We start from the raw sequence: 19,384 nt of genomic DNA, 5'->3' as shown, positions 1-19,384 counted from the left end.
TAGTAACACAAAAAGCCAAGAAAAACACTTGCAGAAAGGAAATCTTATGCCAGAAAACCTCGCCCTGCGCATGCGGCCTACTGACATTGATCAGATTATCGGCCAGCAACATCTGGTCGGATCCGGAAAAATCATACGTCGCATGGTTGAAGCTAACCGCCTGTCCTCGATGATCCTCTACGGACCACCCGGCATCGGCAAGACCTCTATCGCCTCGGCTATTGCCGGCACAACTAAGTTTGCCTTTCGGACCTTTAACGCCACCGTAGATAGCAAGAAGCGCCTGCAGGAGATCGCTGAGGAGGCTAAATTTTCCGGCGGACTGGTGCTCCTGCTAGATGAAATTCACCGTTTGGACAAGACCAAGCAAGACTTCCTACTGCCCCTATTAGAAAGCGGTCTGGTCATCATGATTGGAGCAACGACAGAAAATCCTTTCTTTTCTGTCACCCCTGCTATTCGAAGCCGGGTTCAGATATTTGAGCTTGAGCCCCTCAGCAACGACGACATCCGGATAGCCATTCAGCTAGCCTTGACGGATAAGGAACGAGGATTTGATTTCCCAGTGGAGCTAGATGATGAAGCTCTAGACTTCATTGCCATCTCTACCAACGGAGACCTGCGCTCCGCCTATAACTCGCTGGACCTAGCCGTACTCTCTACCCCTGAAGATGACAAGGGCATCCGCCATATCACGCTCGATGTGATGGAGAACAGCCTGCAAAAGAGCTACATCACCATGGATAAGGACGGGGACGGCCATTACGATGTCCTCTCTGCCCTGCAGAAGTCCATCCGTGGCTCCGATGTCAATGCCAGTCTTCACTACGCAGCTCGTCTCGTTGAGGCAAGAGACCTGCCTAGCCTAGCTCGACGCTTGACCGTTATCGCTTACGAAGATATTGGTCTGGCAAATCCTGACGCCCAAGTCCACACTGTCACAGCTCTGGAGGCTGCCCAGCGGATTGGTTTTCCTGAAGCCCGGATCCTCATTGCCAATATTGTCATTGACTTGGCCCTATCGCCCAAGTCCAACTCAGCCTATCTGGCTATGGACAAGGCCTTAGCTGACCTGCGAAAGAATGGAAATCTGCCTATCCCTCGACACTTACGAGACGGTCACTATGCCGGCAGCAAGGAATTGGGCAACGCACAGGACTATCTCTACCCTCACTCCTATCCTGGCAATTGGGTCAAGCAGGACTATCTGCCCGACAAGATAAAAGACGCCAATTATTTCACTCCTAATGAGAATGGCAAATACGAGCGAGCCCTTGGAATGACCAAGGATAAGATTGATGACTTAAAAAAATGATGACATCGTTTGCAAAAAATCACATTTTTCTCTTGAATTTTTCAAAATTTATGGTATTATAATTATAGAAACGCTGTGGTGTACGACTTCACACTTAAGTGTTGACCGACTATTTTTTGTATTATTAGGGAAACAAAAGACTTCTAACAGCATGCAAGCCGTGTCACGCGGAAGCAGCTTCAGTTAGAGCGAGTTGCCCACCTGCTTAATTGCGCGGGTTCAATACAAATCGTGAAGGTCCGGCACCAATACAGCTTTTTCTATTGCCTCCTTAGCTCAGCTGGCAGAGCAGCGGACTCTTAATCCGTGGGTCGCAGGTTCGATCCCTGCAGGGGGCATAGAAATATAGAGGAAAAAGCCTGATAGCTCAGGCTTTTTTGTTTGTACTTTTATTGTTTATTTGAATCTTTCTCGATTTTAAAATGTACATCACAGCTTCCCTTCCTCTATCTCTTTTAAAAATCTTGTCATATAGATCAAGTGTCCTTTATTTGTATGTACATTAGCATCTAGATATTCCAAGCATCTCCTAGCTCTGGGAGTGACTGAATATAGAGCACTTACTTTTTTCCTCATCTCCATCACTTCTGGTAATAAAGCGGCATCTTTCTTTGCTTCTTCTTGGGATTGCTTCAATTCTGATTGTTTTAGATCCTTTAATACCTTTACTTTTTCAGCAAGATCTGTTAAATTACTCAGCTTTTCTCCATATTCGCTTCTTATACTGTCCCCTTGTTCTTGTAGCCAGTTCTTCAATTCTTCATATCTTTCATAAAGGTTCTTCCGTTTTAGCTGTTTTAGCTCCTCCTCTAATTTCCTTTCCTCTTCTAACTTATTTTGCCGTTCAATTTCCTCTTTTTCCTGCAACCGAGCAAGCCTCTCTTCTTCTTTCTGTCTAGCAATTCTATTCGCCTTCTCAGCTTCCAGCTTCTCTTGCTTCGCCTCCTCTCTCCACTGTTTCAGTTTTTCTTTGTAACTTTCAATATCAAATATTTCATTGAGTTCTGGATGAAGATAATCATTTATGACATAAATGATACGCTCAATCTTATTATAAGCCAACTGACGTTCCTCATTTTTTCTGCTTAAAGCCATTTTAAAAAGAATATAATCGTTCCATGGATTAAACTCATTTTCTTTATCCTCTTTAAAATACCCCCTACTATAAAAATCTTCCAACATCTCTTCATCCATCACTTCACGAAGATCTTCAAACTTTAGATTCTTCTTTAATTTATAAGTTTTTTCTGCCCTCTTTATACTTTTAGTTAGTTCTTCATTTTCAAACTTTTCAATACAGGAAGAACCGATTGGAGAAAGCTCTATCCCAGAGCCATCATTCCTAGTAATAGAAAATACTTTCTTGAGGCTTTTATGACCGCATAAACAACTTTGCTTTCTATCAGCATCAATTTTTACAAGTTCTGCTTTTGTCCACTCCATTTTTGCCTCTTCCCAATTATCCGCAATACTTAGTTCAATAACAGTCTCTTTCAATAGCTCCTCTGACATTTTTTATATCTCCTTATTCCAAATGATTGTTCCTCAAATTGAGTGAATCTTTTCCTCAGGTTTCTAGTACAAGTATAACAGAAAAGAAGATAAATGAAAACGCATACATATAATCCTCTATATCATTTCCACACAAAAAAATCCCCTTCCTTTTGACACAAGAAAGGAGGGGGCATTGCATAGCAAAAACTACGAGAGAAGACTGAAGTAAAATAAGTTTGACGAAAACTTGATAAAGATGATCACACACCGAGCATATTCCTAAGGATGTCTTATAATTTTTTTGGTTTAGGAATTAGGAAAGATTATATATATCAAGTTTTGATGTGCTTCACGCTTACAAATCCAAGCGACCTTCCCCGTAGTTCTGAGCAACTAATCTGTTCTAGGAAACATCTTAGTTGCTTTTTATTTTAAAACAACTATATTACGGAATATCATAGGATTGATTAATAAAAGAATACAAGATAATGACCGATTGTAAAACAAAGCTTGCTTGTTCCTACTTTCTAAAAAAGACTGTTGCTGGTCTAGATTTTGCCGATAAAAAATCTCTGTCCCTTAAGGGAACAGAGATGAAATTTATTTCTTCTTCGCACGGAAGGCAATGAAGCCTACCAAGCCTACTAGAGCTACTCCAGCAGCAATCATGATCCAGCTGGCATTCTCACCAGTCTTAGGAAGACCCTTCTTAGTTACAACATTATAGGCATTTCCTCCGCCACTACCATTATCTGATTCGATAATCACATCAGTGCTTCCTGTACTGCTGCTTGAGCTAGAAGTCGTGCTACTACTACTTGAGCTAGAAGAACTACTGCTGCTGCTCTTAGAGCTATTGTCCGAGCTAGGTTTCGGCGGTTGCGGAACTCCTGGAACTGGTGTATTGGTAATGTTCATACCATCAACAGTAGCTGTATAACCATAAACACGGTCTTCAGTAACGGAGTAGACAATATCTTTTCCATCTGCGCCGGTCGCTGGCAAGTCAGTAAAGTCATACTTCCACTCGCCCTGCGCATTTGGACCGACTTCCTTAGAAGCGACTTCAACACCATTAGCATAGAGACGAACCGTAATCTTGTCTGGACGTTTGCCATCTTTATCATTGTCGTCATTCCAAGTCTTGGTACCTGAAGCGGTAATCAAGGCCTGACGGTTGGTAAAGTCTTTGTAAATAATACCAGAACCATAATTCTTGAGCTGAGCAGCATTGACCTGAATCTCTTCATCTGACAGTTGGTAGCCTGCTGGTGCCTTGGTTTCCTTAATCAGATAATGCTCTTTAATCAAGTTGCTGAAAGAAGCAATCCCGTTAGCATCGCTAGTTGCTTTTTGAACAATTGTTACACCGTCCTCATCGTACAATGTAAATTCAGCACCTGCCAAAGGTTTACCAGCTTCATCTTTCTTAGTCACCTGTACACCATAGATATCCCCATGTGCATAGCCGTTTGCACGTTGGTAGCGGACAGCAACCGAAGATTTTTGCTCTTCAATATTATCTGCTCGCAAGATAGCATCATTCGGGAAGACTGTTCCGTCAGCCGGAATTGTTGGGAAATTAACACGGTAGCGGACATAGAAGCCTTCATTAGCACCGATATGTCCCATGTTAATGGTAAAGGAGCGCTTGTCAGCCGCAAGATTAATCGTGTAGTTTCCTGTCACATCCTCGCGCTGCTGACTTAGTCGGTAAGAGTTATCAGCTGGGTCAACAACCCATGAGCCTTTAAGGATTTGGAAGCTGTTGAGATCAATTTCTCCGGTATTAAAGCCCAGAGTATCCGAAACAACAACATTATCCAGTTCTTGATTTTGTTGGTTGATATTCAGGCTGTAAGTAATGCTCTTGATATTATCCGCATTATTCCAGCCGTATTTTATGAAAGTATAAGGAGTTGCTTGGCCAGGAAGACCTTTGTAGTCAATTTTCCCATACTCGATAATCTTCTTGCCAACGATAAGTTTCAGAGGAATTGAGCCTTTATCTCTGACTACTGTATGATCAACGCGTGCTAACAGGTGAACTTTTCCTTCAATATGAGAGCGAGTCAGGACATAGTCTGTATAAGTCAGTGTAAGCTGCTTAGAGCTTGCATCAACCACAGCTGTCGCTACGAGATTGCCGTCATCATCTTTGACTTCAAAATCAGCTCCCTCCAAGGCAAACTCAACAGGAAGTCCAATGGTAGTAGTATCTCCTGGCTGAACCTTGCCGTAATTGAAGGCAAAGTTTGCGTCAATTTGAAATTTTTCCCAAGGGGAAAGGCCGTCAGTCAGCTCTTCACCCTTCTGATTGTAGACATTGATTGATGTGATAACATCATCTACCGTGTTAGCTCTGGCAGATTGACTGCTAGAAAACAGGCTAAAGAGGAGCACAAAGGCCACTGAGAAAAAGCGTGCAATAGTATGAGATATTTTTTTCATAAACAATCCCTCCAATATTACTTTTTTACCAGAAATGTTGAAATTAGATTAAATCCAGCTTACTTTTCTGGTGTACTACATATATTAGCCTATCATAGGATTTTATATAAGTCAAATATTAGACCGTATTTTTGTACAAAGTTCGGAATTAGTATACAAATTGTCAACTTCTTCTAATATATTTAAGTTTTTGCCTATTTTTATATATGAAAACTACAATTATTTCCGGGTTTTGCTGAAATTTCAAAGTATATTTATAAAGATAATTTAAAAAGCTAAGAGCAAATCCTTCAAACGTATCTAGACGATATAGAAAGATTAACAAAAAATTGCCCCAGTCACCATCAGACTGGGGCAATTTTCTATTTTTATCATTTAGCGTTTTGTGACTGTGGTCTACATCATACCGCCCATCATGCCTGGATCCATAGCTGGAGCTGGGCTTGCTGGTTCTGGTTGATTAGCCACTACTGCTTCAGTTGTCAAGATAAGACTAGCAACAGAAGCGGCATTTTGCAAGGCTGAACGGGTTACCTTAACTGGGTCAATGATTCCAGCCTCAATCATATTAACCCATTCACCAGTTGCTGCATTAAAGCCTGTACCAGCTTCAGAGTTTTTCAGACGGTCAATGACGATTGAGCCTTCAAAACCTGCATTCAGGGCAATTTGACGAACTGGCTCTTCCAGAGCACGGAGAACAATATTGCGGCCTGTCGCTTCATCCCCTGCCAACTCAAGACCTGCGACAGCGTCCAGTACGTTGATATAGGCCGTACCACCACCGGATACGATTCCTTCTTCTACCGCTGCACGAGTTGCATTAAGGGCATCTTCGATGCGGAGTTTCATTTCTTTGAGTTCTGTTTCAGTTGCAGCTCCAACCTTAATCACAGCTACACCACCGGACAATTTAGCCAGGCGCTCTTGCAGTTTTTCACGGTCAAACTCAGAAGTGCTGCTTTCAATCTGTGACTTAATAACTGCCACACGGTTAGCAATGGCTTCTGGATTGCCAGAACCTTCCACAATCACAGTGCTATCCTTATCAACAGTGACTTTAGAAGCTTGTCCAAGCGCTTCAATCGTAGCATCTTTGAGCTCTAGGCCAAGATCATCTGTAATCACTGTACCTCCCGTCAAGATAGCAATGTCTTCCAACATAGCCTTACGACGATCGCCAAAGCCTGGTGCCTTGACAGCCACGACATTAAAGGTTCCGCGAATCTTGTTAAGAACTAGCGTTGGCAGAGCTTCTCCGTCTACATCATCTGCAACAATCAAAAGCGGACGATTGGTTTTCAAAATATTTTCCAGTAGTGGCAGGATTTCCTGAATGTTAGAAATTTTCTTGTCTGTAATCAGGATGTAAGGATTGTCCAGTTCGGCTACCATTTTTTCATTGTCAGTTACCATATATTGAGACAGGTAGCCGCGGTCAAACTGCATTCCCTCAACTACATCCAGCTCAGTTTCCATTCCTTTGGACTCTTCGATAGTAATGACACCGTCATTTCCAACTTTTTCCATAGCTTCAGAGATATATTCACCGACTTTCTCGCTGCGAGAAGATACGGCAGCAACCTGAGCAATAGCTTCCTTGTTAGAAACTGGTACTGAGTTAGATTTCAGGGCTTCAACAGCTGTTGCAACGGCTGCTTCAATCCCGCGGCGGATACCAATTGGATTAGCACCAGCTGTAACATTTTTAATCCCTTCGCGAACAATAGCCTGTGTCAAAACAGTTGCTGTTGTTGTTCCGTCACCAGCGATATCGTTGGTTTTTGAAGCTACTTCTGACACCAGCTTAGCGCCCATATTTTCAAAATGGTCTTCTAGTTCGATTTCCTTGGCAATGGTTACACCGTCATTGGTAATAAGGGGTGAGCCAAAGGATTTTTCCAAAACGACATTGCGGCCTTTAGGACCCAAAGTTACCTTGACAGTATTCGCCAAGATGTCAACTCCACGAACCATACTGCTTCTTGCATCTGCTGAAAATTTAATATCTTTTGCCATTTTATCATTCCTCTCTTCTAATCTTACTCGACAACTGCTAGAATATTGGCTTCACTGACTAAGAGATAAGCTTCATCTCCGTCCTTGACTTCCACGCCTGCATGGCTTTCTACGAGAACCTTGTCCCCTTCCTTAACGCTCAGGGCTACCAGCTCACCGTTCAAAGTACGAATGCCTTGACCGACTGCGACAACTTCTGCTGTCTTAGTCGCTGCTTGGCCATTGCCTGCAATGACAAATCCGCCGACTTTCTGCTCTTTTTCTTCTACTTTTAAGACCACACGGTCTCCTAATGGTTTTAACATAGTTTTCCTCCAAAGATTGAATTTTTAGCACTCTAAACTATCGAGTGCTAATCTATAGTTATTATTTTATCACTTGGTCAGAAATAGTCAAGAAAAAAACCAGCTAGATGAAAGAAAAATTTTATTTTTTCTTCGCTTGGTCCTAAACTCAAAAAAACAAGTCCGAGCTAAAATCCTCTCAGACTTGTCTTTAGGGGGAATGTCTATCTTGCAAGTTTTAGTTTTGCTTCAAAATCATCAATCACTTTTTGCAGATTTAGGCGCCCTCTATAGATGCCATAGCCAAATACGAGCATAGATAAGATCCCTAGTAGAGCTAGGACGATTCCTGCAATCAGCGCTAGGAGATTGGTCTCATGAAAGAGATAAATCAGAACAAGACCGATGCTGGCAATGGCAAAGAAGAGACTGAACCAGCGTCCTAGATTTTCAATCATATGCTTCTGGTAGTGAATTTCTGTTTCATAGCCTTGAATCAATTCTTGTTCTGTCATGATCTTCTCCGTTCTTTCTTTTACTCTGCTCAAACAAATTTGTATTAGACTAGCTGCAAATCGGACTTACTGCCAGCCTAAAATTGAGCGAGAATTAGTATTTAAGTTGAGGGTCAAAGATGCCAAGCGCTACACCAATCAAAGCAATGACAACCAAGAGGAGCATAACAAGGTTTGGTGATACTTTTTTCTTAGCCATCAGCCACCAGCAAAGAGTGATAAAGCCAGCTGTTAAGAGCCCTGGATAAACACCGTCAATCTTTTCTTGCAGCTTCAGGAAGGCTTCGCCATCAGCATTTTTCAGCTCTAATGAAGTCGTTACAGAGACCCAAGTTGCAGCAACTGCCCCGATAACCATACCACCAATGACACTGATTGCCTTACGAAGCGCCTGTCCTTTAGGTCCTACAAGGAACTCTACCGCCTTGTCCCCTAATTCATAGCCTTTGAAGTAGGCAAAGCGCATACCGCCATAGATGAGAACATTCCAGACAAGGATGTAAAAGAGAGCCCCGATAGGATTTCCACCTTTCGAGAGACCAAGGGCAATCCCTAGCAGAACCGGAATCAAAGTTCCAACCACCAAAGAGTCACCGATACCCGCAATAGGTCCCATGAGACCGGCACGCATACCATTGATAGTTTCGCCATCAACAGCGTCACCATTGGCACGCGCTTCTTCCAAACCAGCTGTAATCCCCACTACCAAAGCTCCAAGCTGAGGTTCTGTATTGAAGAAAGCCGTATAGGTCTGCATAGCTTCTTTCTGCTCTGCCTTGTCTTTGTAGAGTTCTTCCACGATTGGCAGCATAGAGGTCAAGTAGCCGAAAGTCTGCATGTGCTCTTGGGAGAAGCAAGTCAAATGACCATAGTACCAATGGTGGAATGATTTCGCTAAAGTCTTTTTAGTTATTTTCTTTCTTTCAGCCATCTTAGATATCCTCCTCATCGTCATCAAAGTCAGCCCCACCAGCTGGCGCAGTCACACGAGCTGATTTGATTACTTCCAATTCATAATAAATTACTGCAAAAATCAATGAAACAACCGCACTGGCAACCAAATTAAGACCAAGTGATTTAGCCAAGGTGAAGCCCACAAAGAATGGAATAAAGTCAGCAGCCTTGGTAACGATTTGCTTCAAGAGAATGGCAATACCGACACATGGGAGAAGAGCTCCGACTGTAAAGAGGGATTTCATGATGAAGCCATCCATTGGCAGGTGGGTTTTCATCAGTTCAACCATATTGGGACCAAACTTCGTGATGATCATGGTTGGAAGGAAAGAGAAGACAAAGTGGGAAATCCAAGGATAGACCCAGTCAACAGCGTAAAGCTTTTTGAATTCGCCTTTTTCAACAGCTTTCCAGCCAATGTGCTGCCAAAGCAAGTTTGTAGTGGCTGTTCCATAGAAGAGAACTGTACCGATGGTACCAACGGCTGCTCCGATTGGGGCAGCTGCTGCAGCGATAGCAGATTCAGACGTGATTCCTTTAGAGTGAACAAACAAGATTGCGAGAGGAATCCCAATGTAAGAGATCGCCCGCACGTCAGCGGAAACTGTGCCACCTGGTGTTACCAGAGCGATATAGAGGACCTGAAGGGCTACCCCAACCATAATCCCTGTTTTTAAATCTCCGAGAATCAGCCCACTAATCAAGCCTCCAACCAGAGGACGTCCCAAAGTGTAGTTACCAATACTAGAACCACCCATACCAGGCATAGAAGCTAAACTAGCGAAAAGACCCAGTAAAGCGGCTTGCAGCCAAGAAATTGTCATAATAGACTCTCCTTTTCATTATTGTAATTAAAAACCAAATTTAGACTTGAAATCGCTCCAATAACCGATAGAAACATCTGGTAAGAGCTGGAATTTGACTTTGTAGCCTGCTTTTTCGATCGCTTCAATCGCTTCTGCCTCTTCCTGGGTGATGGACTGGTTGTTGCCCAGCTTAACAGCTCCCGGACGGTCATTAGCAGGACCTACGATAATTTCCTTAACATCCCCAGGTACAAAACCTTGGTCCACTAAGATTTCCTTCATGTCCACGGGATTTTTCGTAATGAGGAAATAGCGGCTGTCTGACTCTGTGACCTTGCCTGATTTTTCCTTGAAGGCTTCCTTGGTCCAAACAAAAGTCTTCTTATCAGAAGCTCCCTTGTAGGCCTGAATCAAAACCTTGTTTCCCGCCGCAGCATTATTAACTGCAATCAGGCCATCACAAGGGTATTCCTTAGCCCAGCGAGTGACTGTTTGACCGTGGATCATGCGGTCGTCAATCCGTACAAATGATACTGTCATCTTTAAAATCTCCTTTTATCTTTTATAATGTGTAGTGGAAGCACTAAATGTCGTCTTCATCTTCGTCAGCTGCATCACTTACGACTTCAAATTCCTGCAAAGCAGCTGTAGCCTCGGAAAGGATAGCCTGAGCCAGCTCTTTTCCGTCTAAGATATCTTTCATAACCAAGCCAGTCAGTCCCATGGTCAAGTTCAAACCGCCCAAGATAACTGCTGAGTCGAGCTTACCCATGTCAGCTAAGACGCTAGCTGCTGTTGTCAGAGGACTGCCTCCTACAATATCAGCCAGAACTAAGACACTGTCATCAGCGCTTAAGCCAGCCAAGGCCTGAGTAAAATCAACTGCAAAATCATCAACTGACTTGCCTTCCTGAAGACCAACCGCAATCACCTGGTCCGTCTTGTCTCCGGCAAACATCTTCAAGGAACTCTGCACGCCTGCAGCCAGTCCCCCATGGCTGACCAGTACAAGGTATTTCATCTTTCCTGCCTCCTTTATCCTTCGACTTCTTAGCCAAGTCAGGCTTTAGATGACGAAGGATTTATTGATGATTTCATTGTACAAGGTTTGTAACCGATTTCATATTGTCAAATGTCACTTTGCCCAGATGACATTTGTTAGGAAAAATATGACAATTGTCATATTGGTCTAGGCAGCTGTACTTTTTTCTGACTTAATTAGCAACAAAAAAAGAAAGCAGATTATTTTCCGCTTTCTATTTCTCTTTGAATGCTTGGCAAGGCACTGTCAATCTCTTGATTCTGCATAGCATTTTGAATCAGATAGTCCATCCGGTCCATTGTATGACGGTCTACTTCAAGACTGATGTCAATGATGGAGCGATTCATCATGTGGTCTAACCTCTCAGAAGTCAAGGAATCCAAGCCAAAATCATCTGCCTGTAAGATTTCTCTAGCCTGTTGACTTTTCACCACAGATGGTAAGACTGAGGTCCCCTGTGATTTTTCAAACAAGGCCTGCTGGCTTTCTTTATCCTGTGACAGCAAGAGCATAAATTCCCAAGCCAGCTTCTCTTGCTTACTATTGGAAGACATGGCAAAGAGCGACGTCTTGACCTGTGTTCCCATCACCTGGCTATTGGCTGTTGGCATGGGGATACAGGTCCAAGAAAAGCTAGAATACTTGGCAACATGGTAAGGGTAAGGCTTGTAGGTTCGATACTGGGCCAGACTCATAGGATAGAAGGCCACCCGTCCCTCATCAAAGTCATTAGAAGTCACCTTATAGTGCTGGCTGAGCATGTCTAGCTTGCTCATAAAGGCCAAGGCTTGGTGCATCTCTGAGCTGTCTACATTGATACCGGATTTATCGGTAAGATGGCCGCCGTAAGCTACCAGAGCCTGCTGCCAAGTGTAATCCGTAATACCGTACTGATCCACCACACCATCGCCATTGGTATCCTTGGTTACTTTCTTGCAAATCTCATAGAAATCCGCCAGGGTCCAGCCTGACTCAGGAATGCTAATTCCTTCTTTTTCAAGCAAGTCTTTATTGACACACATCATGATGGGATTGCTCTCAACTGGGAGAGCGTAGCTGACTCCCTGATATTGCCCAGCTTCATAAGCCACCGGATAAAAGGCTGTCCGTTCATCATCCGTTAGGAGGGTATCCAAGGATTTAAGCGCGCCAGTCGAAGCCAACATGCTAAAGTCGTTTTCCGGTACCATAAAGAGATCTGGCTGCTCACCTTTCAAGACTTGCTCTGCCAGCCAGTCAGCATAATCATCCTTGGGAATACCGCTTTCGTAGACGACCTTGACATGAGGATGCGTCTTTTCAAATTTTTTAATCAGGCTGTCCAAGACCTTGTTTTCACGGCTGTTAGGTACATCCCAGCTAGAGCCAGCATAGACACCGATACGAAGGACTTTTTCCTGAGCTGAAGCCCAAAATACAAAAGCCAGAGCAACAGATATGATTAGGACAACCAGTAGGGCCAAATGTCTTAGTCTCCACTTCATTTGTCGCTTTCCTTACTAAAATCTCTCTGGGTGACTCCGGTCTGCACAGCCCAGATAGCCAGCTGGGTTCGGTCGCGCAAGTTGAGCTTGGCTAGGATACCTGACAGGTAATTTCGGACTGTCCCTTCTGATAGAAAAAGCTTGGCTGCAATTTCTTTATTAGAAATCCCAAAGCCAATCTGCTGGATAATCTTCCACTCCGTCCGGCTCATGTCCTCTATATTTTCCTCCGTCACTGTGATAGCAAAGTTGGACTGGGCCATCTGTGAAAAGATTTTGAAGACCTTGGTGGCAATATTGGGATTGATCATGGCTCCGCCCCGATAGACTGTCTGAATGGCTTCGTGAAGCTCTTCTGTCGAAACCCCTTTGAGAATATAACCAGACGCACCGTATTTGAGAGCAGAGAAGATAAATTCATCGTCATCAAAGGTCGTCAGAATGATAATCTTAACATCTGGATACTGCTCTTTGACAGCCTTAGTACAGAGAACACCGTCCATGACTGGCATGCGAATATCCATCAAAATCACATCTGGACGTACCCGATGAAGCTTTTCCAGCACTTCCTTGCCGTCTCCGACTGTCCCGACTACCTCAATATCTGCGTGGGCAGACAGAATGATTTGCAGAGACTCGCGAATCAAGGCCTGATCGTCTGCTATTAAAACCTTAATCATGTCTTCCTCCTATTTTTGGGATTTCGATATGCGTGTAGAAACCGTCCCGATTTTCAAAGCGGACGCTTCCACCAATAATCATTAGGCGCTCCTGCATCTGCTTGAGGCCATAGCCATAGTGGAGTTCATCAAAGCCAACACCATCATCCTGAATGGTCATTACATAGGACTCTTCCTCCAGCAGCTCAATCCAGATAGTCTTGGCATGCCCATGGCGGACAGAGTTGGTAATAGACTCCTGAATCACCCGGAAGACAATGTCTTCCTTGGCAATATCCAAGTCAATATTATCCCATTCGTAGCGGAGATGAATCTCCAAATTGGAGATGGCTTCATACTCACGGATAATCTTAATCAGTGCTTCCTTCAAAGTGTTATTTTCCAGAGCTCCCGGCCGCATCTTATTGAGCGAGCCTCGGACGTCACGGATACCATCTCGAACGACGACTGAGACATTATTGAGCTGCTCCTTAGCCCGATTGGTATCAATATCAACCAAGACCTTGACCGCATCAATACCCGCTGAAATTCCTGTCAGGGCATGGCCCAATGTATCGTGAATCTCTCTGGCAATACGCTTCCGTTCTCGGTCTTCTGCTATTTTCTCAGACAAAGCAAGGTAAGAGTTCAACTCGCGATTGGCCTGAGAAGCCATGCGCAGCTCTTCCTCAATCCGATGACGCTCCGTAATAGCCGACAAGATATAGAAGAGCAAGGAAATCATAAAAACGACGATATTTAAAGAATAGAGGAAATTCTTACCAAAAAGCAGTAACAGCCGGACAGACTCTGGGTAAAACCGAATATAGGTATCTAGAGAAGGCAGCTTGATAAAGAGCGACATGAGGTCATAGTTGGACAAGAGCAGCATGCCAAAGCTCAAAATAATGAAAGAAAACCAGTACTTCTTGTCCTTGGAAGCATTGAACTCCTTAGAGCCATAGAAAATATCCGCAAACACCAAGAGAATCAAGCCATTGTAGGACGAATGCAAGACGGAAAAGATGACCAGCATGAGCAGGATTTCAATAATAGTCGCCTTGTCATAGACGGACAGCTGATTGGGATGGCGCTCGCGATAGTACATGACCAAAAGCAGACTGCCATAGAGGCTAATTGATACCCAGAAAATCAAGCTGGGAGATCCCGGAATAGCATCCAAACGCTCCAAAAGCGAGTGACTGAAGCCCTTAGCCGCTACATAGTTGGTCGCAAAGAGATAGATGGATGCATTATAGACAATGGCAACCAGATTGATGACCATCAGGGCTATTTTGCTGTAAAATATACTTTTTTGAGGTCTCATTATTGCCACCCTGTAACTGTGTATTGACTGATATTATCTCTGTTGACTAAGTGAACTGGAATCAGGTATTGTCTGTCGTAGGATTTCCCCTCCTGCATCAGCTCAATTACCTGCGCCACCTTGCGTCCCATCTGAATGGGGGATTGGGCCACGGTTCCCTCAATATCGCTAGTCGTAGCCAGAAAGTTTTTGATATCTGGTGAACCATCCACGCCATAGATTGAGATTTTCTTATCAAGACCCTGATTTTTAATAGCAGCCAAGGCCCCGATGGCTGCTCGATCATTGAGCGCCATAACTACATTAAAGTCCAGACCCTCGTCTAGAGCCCCTTTGACCTGTGGCATGGTTTCCTCTGTCTGGCCTAGTGTTTCTTTCTGGGAAATAATCTTGTAGCTAGGCTGTTTTTCAATCGTATCAATAAATCCCTGAATCCGGTCCATGGCAGAGACGGCATTGCGGTGCTCTAGAAGGAGAATATTAGCAGAAGGCCGGCGCTTCATCATGTCCTGGGCAATCAGGACGCCTGCTTGGTAGTTATCAGACACAATGGTCGTATCCACTTTTACATCCTGACTGATAGGCGCATCCACTACGATGATTTTAATCCCAGCTTTCTTGGCCTTTTGAAGAGAGGAAATGATACTGGGACTATTGCTTTTCACTGGATTGATAACAATGACATCAACCTTTTCTCGGACAAAAAAGTCAATCTGCTGGCTCTGCTTGCCCTCATCCAGCTCAGGATCCCGAACGTAAAGTCGGCTGCCCTGCTGGTTGGTTTTCTTCTCCAGTTCCGCATTTAAGGTCTTGTAAAAGTCATTGTTCATGGTCATGTAGGTCACCCCAATCTTGACCTGCTTCTCATCTGGCAGAACGCCCTTGAAATAAACAAAAAGCAAACCCAAGATAAGCAGAATGAAAAGCGGCCAGAGAGCCTTTTTCTGATAATGCTGTATCCGTTTTTTGACTTTAGCTGATACCATTTTTCACCCCCTATGCCGCAAGCACCTTTATGAAACATATAGGATTATTATATTACAAAGCCGGCAAAAAGCAAAATCTTTCCAGAAATGGCTATAATAAAAGAGGCGAAAGAGAATCTAAAAAATCATTGATTTTTGATTCTTGGTCCCACCTCGACAATCATAATTAAACTTTTAAAAGCTTGATAGAAAGAGACTTTCAGTCAAACAGAGCTTGCATCCTGCAAAACTGAATAATGATTTTTTTAGAGCTGGGTCATTTCCCACTCTTTGCTTCTTGCTTAAAAGGGAAGTTCCTCTTCTTCCAATACTAAATCTGCCAAATCAGCTCCGCTGTTATTTTCACGCAGAGCGCGCTGAGCCCGACTTTCCAGCAGCTGGAAGCTATGACAAAGCACCTCTGTCACATAATGAGTGGCCCCCTCCTTTTCATAGCGACGAGTCCGCAACTCACCATCTAGAGAAATCAAGCTGCCCTTGCTTGCATAGCTGGCTAAAGTCTCAGCTAGACGCCCCCAGACAACCACGTTTACAAAATCCGCCTCACGCTCACCGCTCTGAGATTTATAAGGGCGATTAACCGCGACCGTTGCGCGGGCCACAGATTTTTCATTCGCAGTCTTGTGAAGTTCAGGCGTAGCCGTCAGCCGGCCGATTACAATTACTTTATTATACATATTCTTTCCTCCTATCTATTTATTCGCAGGAAATCAAAAAAAGTTACAGAAATTTGTAACTTTTCGATGAAAATTTTTTACTTTTTATGAACCATAAATCCTGTCGCCTGTTGATTGGCCATAATGGTCATATCTGTAATCTGCACACGAGGAGGTTGACCGGTCACATAGACCACTGCATCTGCGATATCTTGAGCTTGCAAGGCTTCGATTCCCTGATAAACCGTCGCAGCCCGCTCTTTGTCACCATGAAAACGTACTGCAGAAAAATCTGTTTCAACAATCCCCGGTTGAATGGTTGTCACCTTGATGTCTGTTGCGATGGTATCGATTCGAAGCCCATCTGAAAAAGTCTTGACGGCAGCCTTGGTGGCTGAATAGACCGCTGCACCCGCATAGGCGTAGATTCCTGCTGTTGATCCCATATTGATAATATGACCTTGATTGACTGCTACCATGGAAGGCAAGAAACAGCGAGTAACCGCCATCAAACCCTTGACATTGGTATCTAGCATAGTCAGCATATCCAACTCATCATAGTCCTGATAGGGAGCCAGTCCTAAAGCCAGTCCAGCGTTATTGACCAAGATATCTATCTGAGCAATCGTTTCTAGAATATCGGAACAGACGGTCTTCACCATGGCCATATCCGTCACATCCAGTGGGAAAGTCCAAACCGTTTGATTTGGAAAAGTTTCTGCAAACTCCGACTTGAGGGCTTCTAGTCTGTCTGTCCGTCTCCCTGTTAGAACGACATTCTCACCCATTTCCATATAAGCACGCGCAATCGCTTCACCAATTCCTGATGTCGCTCCTGTAATCACAACATTTTTCGCCATCTTATTCCCTCCTATCTGGTGTATAAGATACTGACAACTTCCTAGGCAGTCCAGTGTTTAGCTGGGTCGAATGGAGTTCCAACAACCTGGTCATCTGATAATTCAATAACCCCACGTTTTTGAGGCGCATTAGGCAGCTGAAGTTCCCGTGGGCTGCACATCATGCCAAAACTCTTTTCGCCTCGAAGTTCTCCAGGAAAAATCAAATTTCCTTTAGGCATCATGGCACCTGGCAGAGCCACAATCGTTTTGAGGCCGACTTTGGCATTAGGAGCACCGGCCACGATTTGAACAGTCTTATCACTTGCGACTGCAACTTGGCAGATATTAAGGTGGTCACTGTCTGGATGAGCTACCATATCAACGATTTCTCCAACCACAAACTTCGGTTGGCTGTCATTAACCAAGTCCGCTGGGAAGCCTGCCTTGCTCAACTCCTGATTGAGAATGGCCACTTGCTCATCTGTCAAAAAGACCTGTCCGCGCTCTGCAATTTCAAAAAGGTCTGACTGCTCAAAAATATTCCAAGCTACTATCTGGCCATTGTCTTCACGGTAAACACGCGCTAGCCGTCCCTTGCGCTCAGCCGCCAGTTTAGCTCCTTGATTGTCCGCAACAATAATCATCAGCACATCACCGACATATTCTTTATTATAGGTAAAAATCATTTTACGCTCCCTTTTTCTCTTATACTAGCTAAAAATTCATTGAGTTGACCCTTGGTCTTGCGTTCACGATTGACCAGCCGGCCAATCTCCTGTCCCTTTTCCAGCACTACTAAGCTGGGAATCCCGTAAACGTCCCACTCTTTGGCCAGTTCCAGATAGGCATCACGGTCCACTTGGATAAAGCGATAGTCAGGATTTTCCGCTTCTATCTCTGGCAGAAAAGGCTTGATAAAGCGGCAATCTCCGCACCAGTCAGCCGTGAAAAAGAAGACAGTCTTCTCCCCATCATTGACATAAGAAGCCAATTCCTCTATATTTACAGGAAAAATCATGCTTCTTCCTCGTAGCTTAGCTGACCATTTTCATAGACAAAAGCAAAATGACGGTCGTCCTCTAAAACCAGACCGCCAACCAAGCGGTCATCCGTGGACTCGTAGAGCTTGACATAGAGACAGGAAATAGTACCCTGACTGGAAAAGAAATCTCGCACAAGCTCGACGATTTCCTCCCGATTACGCAGTCTTTTCTGTTCCTGTACGACTTTGGCTGCCCCAAAAGCCAGCGCTCCAGCCCCCAAAAGGGCGGTTGTGGTTAAAATGATTTTTTTAGCTTTCATGTAGAATATTTTAACACAAAAGAGCAGAGGCGACAAACAATATTCCAGATTTTCCTTGGATAAGCTGGATTCTTGAATGGGCGTTCCTGTTGATTCAGGCAAGCTATAAGATTTCCCTACTCATTTACCGCAAAAAGTGATAAAATAGGGGGCAGAAAGAAGGTAAGTTTATGACAACATTATTTTCAAAAATCAAGGAAGTAACAGAGCTTTCTGCTATTTCGGGTCACGAGGCACCTGTTCGCAGCTACCTGCGGGAAAAGATCACTCCCCATGTCGATGAGGTCGTCACCGACGGTCTAGGCGGCATCTTTGGGGTACGCCATGCAGAAGCTGAAAATGCTCCCCGTGTATTGGTAGCGGCCCACATGGACGAGGTTGGCTTTATGGTCAGCGAGATCAAAGCTGACGGGACCTTCCGCGTGGTGGAAATCGGTGGCTGGAATCCTCTGGTCGTTAGCAGCCAACGCTTCAAACTCTTCACCCGTGAAGGTCGGGAAATCCCTCTTATCTCAGGCTCTGTCCCTCCTCATCTGACGCGCGGATCTGGCGGACCGGTCATGCCGCAGATTGCGGACATTGTCTTTGACGGTGGCTTTGCGGACAAGGCCGAAGCTGAAAGCTACGGTATCCGTCCAGGAGACACAATCGTGCCAGACAGCTCTGCTATTCTCACAGCTAACGGTAAAAATATCATCTCCAAAGCCTGGGACAACCGCTACGGCGTCCTTATGGTCAGCGAATTGGCTCAAGCCTTGTCTGGTCAACAACTAGGCAACCAACTCTATGTCGGTGCTAATGTTCAAGAAGAGGTTGGCCTGCGTGGTGCCCATGCTTCAACGACAAAATTTGCTCCCGAGGTCTTTCTGGCTGTGGACTGCTCCCCAGCGGGCGACATCTACGGCGGTCAAGGGGCCATCGGCGACGGAACGTTGATTCGCTTCTTTGATCCTGGTCATCTCATGCTGCCAGCTATGAAGGACTTCCTCTTGACAACTGCTGAGGAAGCTGGCATCAAGTACCAATACTACTGCGGCAAGGGAGGAACGGATGCTGGGGCTGCCCATCTCCAAAGCGGCGGCGTACCATCTACTACCATTGGTGTCTGCGCCCGCTACATTCATTCTCACCAAACTCTCTATGCCATGGACGATTTCTTGCAAGCCCAAGCTTTCCTGCAAGCTTTGGTCAAAAAGCTGGATCGCTCAACGGTGGACACGATTACCAACTATTAATTTCAAAAGGCAG

20 protein-coding genes and 1 tRNA gene are annotated in these 19,384 nt (G+C 44.5%); 3 read left to right on the top strand and 18 right to left on the bottom strand.

The genetic code is table 11. The features are described 5' to 3' along the window. The first annotated feature begins 46 nt into the window (after positions 1 to 46). Together HMPREF9389_RS07310 and HMPREF9389_RS07315 are read left to right on the top strand one after the other, a co-directional pair. Positions 47 to 1,315 carry a replication-associated recombination protein A gene (locus tag HMPREF9389_RS07310; RefSeq protein WP_002928982.1) on the top strand — a complete coding sequence of 423 codons (1,269 nt, stop codon included), beginning with the start codon at positions 47 to 49 and terminating at the stop codon, positions 1,313 to 1,315. Between the two features lie 265 nt (positions 1,316 to 1,580). Further along, positions 1,581 to 1,653: transfer RNA gene (locus HMPREF9389_RS07315), tRNA-Lys, on the top strand. A 91-nt stretch (positions 1,654 to 1,744) separates the two neighbouring features. Here HMPREF9389_RS07315 and HMPREF9389_RS07320 read toward each other — a convergent pair. The 18 genes from HMPREF9389_RS07320 to HMPREF9389_RS0111250 form a co-directional block, all read right to left on the bottom strand. Continuing rightward, the gene (locus HMPREF9389_RS07320; RefSeq protein ID WP_002928981.1) at positions 1,745 to 2,827 is read right to left on the bottom strand and encodes a hypothetical protein; all 1,083 of its coding nucleotides are present in this window, start codon (positions 2,825 to 2,827) and stop codon (positions 1,745 to 1,747) included. A gap of 582 nt (positions 2,828 to 3,409) precedes the next feature. Further along, the gene (locus tag HMPREF9389_RS07325) at positions 3,410 to 5,260 is read right to left on the bottom strand and encodes a Cna B-type domain-containing protein (protein WP_002928980.1); all 1,851 of its coding nucleotides are present in this window, start codon (positions 5,258 to 5,260) and stop codon (positions 3,410 to 3,412) included. A gap of 396 nt (positions 5,261 to 5,656) precedes the next feature. Beyond that, positions 5,657 to 7,279, bottom strand: coding sequence for a chaperonin GroEL (gene groL / locus HMPREF9389_RS07330; RefSeq protein ID WP_002928978.1), 1,623 nt, complete (start codon positions 7,277 to 7,279; stop codon positions 5,657 to 5,659). 23 nt (positions 7,280 to 7,302) lie between these two features. Continuing rightward, positions 7,303 to 7,584: a co-chaperone GroES gene (gene groES, locus HMPREF9389_RS07335; protein WP_002919847.1), complete on the bottom strand. Its 282-nt coding sequence runs from the start codon at positions 7,582 to 7,584 to the stop codon at positions 7,303 to 7,305. Positions 7,585 to 7,787: 203 nt separating this feature from the next. Continuing rightward, entirely contained in the window at positions 7,788 to 8,078 is a 291-nt protein-coding gene (locus HMPREF9389_RS07340) for a hypothetical protein (protein ID WP_002928974.1), read from the bottom strand. Between the two features lie 94 nt (positions 8,079 to 8,172). Then, positions 8,173 to 9,027: a PTS system mannose/fructose/sorbose family transporter subunit IID gene (locus tag HMPREF9389_RS07345; RefSeq protein ID WP_002896727.1), complete on the bottom strand. Its 855-nt coding sequence runs from the start codon at positions 9,025 to 9,027 to the stop codon at positions 8,173 to 8,175. Beyond that, positions 9,011 to 9,856, bottom strand: coding sequence for a PTS mannose/fructose/sorbose/N-acetylgalactosamine transporter subunit IIC (locus HMPREF9389_RS07350; protein WP_002896728.1), 846 nt, complete (start codon positions 9,854 to 9,856; stop codon positions 9,011 to 9,013). Before HMPREF9389_RS07350 ends, HMPREF9389_RS07345 begins: the two co-directional genes overlap by 17 nt. A 27-nt stretch (positions 9,857 to 9,883) precedes the next feature. Beyond that, the gene (locus HMPREF9389_RS07355) at positions 9,884 to 10,378 is read right to left on the bottom strand and encodes a PTS system mannose/fructose/N-acetylgalactosamine-transporter subunit IIB (protein ID WP_002896729.1); all 495 of its coding nucleotides are present in this window, start codon (positions 10,376 to 10,378) and stop codon (positions 9,884 to 9,886) included. Between the two features lie 43 nt (positions 10,379 to 10,421). Then, entirely contained in the window at positions 10,422 to 10,859 is a 438-nt protein-coding gene (locus tag HMPREF9389_RS07360; protein WP_002896730.1) for a PTS sugar transporter subunit IIA, read from the bottom strand. A gap of 221 nt (positions 10,860 to 11,080) precedes the next feature. Next, on the bottom strand, positions 11,081 to 12,364 hold the full coding sequence (locus HMPREF9389_RS07365; protein ID WP_002928971.1) for an ABC transporter substrate-binding protein: 1,284 nt from the start codon (positions 12,362 to 12,364) through the stop codon (positions 11,081 to 11,083). Next, positions 12,361 to 13,044 carry a response regulator transcription factor gene (locus tag HMPREF9389_RS07370; RefSeq protein WP_002896732.1) on the bottom strand — a complete coding sequence of 228 codons (684 nt, stop codon included), beginning with the start codon at positions 13,042 to 13,044 and terminating at the stop codon, positions 12,361 to 12,363. The genes HMPREF9389_RS07365 and HMPREF9389_RS07370 overlap by 4 nt, the downstream gene beginning before the upstream one ends. Further along, the gene (locus HMPREF9389_RS07375; RefSeq protein ID WP_002928969.1) at positions 13,037 to 14,350 is read right to left on the bottom strand and encodes a sensor histidine kinase; all 1,314 of its coding nucleotides are present in this window, start codon (positions 14,348 to 14,350) and stop codon (positions 13,037 to 13,039) included. The genes HMPREF9389_RS07370 and HMPREF9389_RS07375 overlap by 8 nt, the downstream gene beginning before the upstream one ends. Then, positions 14,350 to 15,336 (bottom strand): substrate-binding domain-containing protein, encoded by a 987-nt coding sequence (locus tag HMPREF9389_RS07380; protein WP_002928967.1) that lies wholly within the window; start codon positions 15,334 to 15,336, stop codon positions 14,350 to 14,352. Before HMPREF9389_RS07380 ends, HMPREF9389_RS07375 begins: the two co-directional genes overlap by 1 nt. A gap of 281 nt (positions 15,337 to 15,617) precedes the next feature. Beyond that, entirely contained in the window at positions 15,618 to 16,013 is a 396-nt protein-coding gene (locus tag HMPREF9389_RS07385) for a single-stranded DNA-binding protein (RefSeq protein ID WP_002928959.1), read from the bottom strand. 77 nt (positions 16,014 to 16,090) lie between these two features. Beyond that, positions 16,091 to 16,852: an SDR family NAD(P)-dependent oxidoreductase gene (locus HMPREF9389_RS07390; protein WP_002928958.1), complete on the bottom strand. Its 762-nt coding sequence runs from the start codon at positions 16,850 to 16,852 to the stop codon at positions 16,091 to 16,093. A gap of 41 nt (positions 16,853 to 16,893) precedes the next feature. After that, positions 16,894 to 17,520, bottom strand: a complete 627-nt coding sequence (ytpR, locus tag HMPREF9389_RS07395) for a YtpR family tRNA-binding protein (protein ID WP_002928957.1) — start codon at positions 17,518 to 17,520, stop codon at positions 16,894 to 16,896. Next, positions 17,517 to 17,852 (bottom strand): thioredoxin family protein, encoded by a 336-nt coding sequence (locus HMPREF9389_RS07400; protein WP_002928956.1) that lies wholly within the window; start codon positions 17,850 to 17,852, stop codon positions 17,517 to 17,519. The genes ytpR and HMPREF9389_RS07400 overlap by 4 nt, the downstream gene beginning before the upstream one ends. Next, complete coding sequence (locus HMPREF9389_RS0111250) at positions 17,849 to 18,136, bottom strand: DUF4651 domain-containing protein (protein ID WP_002903480.1); 288 nt, start codon at positions 18,134 to 18,136, stop codon at positions 17,849 to 17,851. Before HMPREF9389_RS0111250 ends, HMPREF9389_RS07400 begins: the two co-directional genes overlap by 4 nt. 170 nt (positions 18,137 to 18,306) lie before the next feature. Here HMPREF9389_RS0111250 and pepA point away from each other — a divergent pair, with 170 nt between their 5' ends. Next, positions 18,307 to 19,371: a glutamyl aminopeptidase gene (gene pepA, locus HMPREF9389_RS07405; protein WP_002928954.1), complete on the top strand. Its 1,065-nt coding sequence runs from the start codon at positions 18,307 to 18,309 to the stop codon at positions 19,369 to 19,371. Positions 19,372 to 19,384: the final 13 nt, after the last annotated feature.

The sequence above is a fragment of the Streptococcus sanguinis SK355 genome, assembly GCF_000212855.1.
Classification (GTDB): domain Bacteria; phylum Bacillota; class Bacilli; order Lactobacillales; family Streptococcaceae; genus Streptococcus; species Streptococcus sanguinis_A.
Note: the sequence above shows the minus strand (reverse complement) of the source record. Positions and strands in the feature narration are given on the sequence as shown.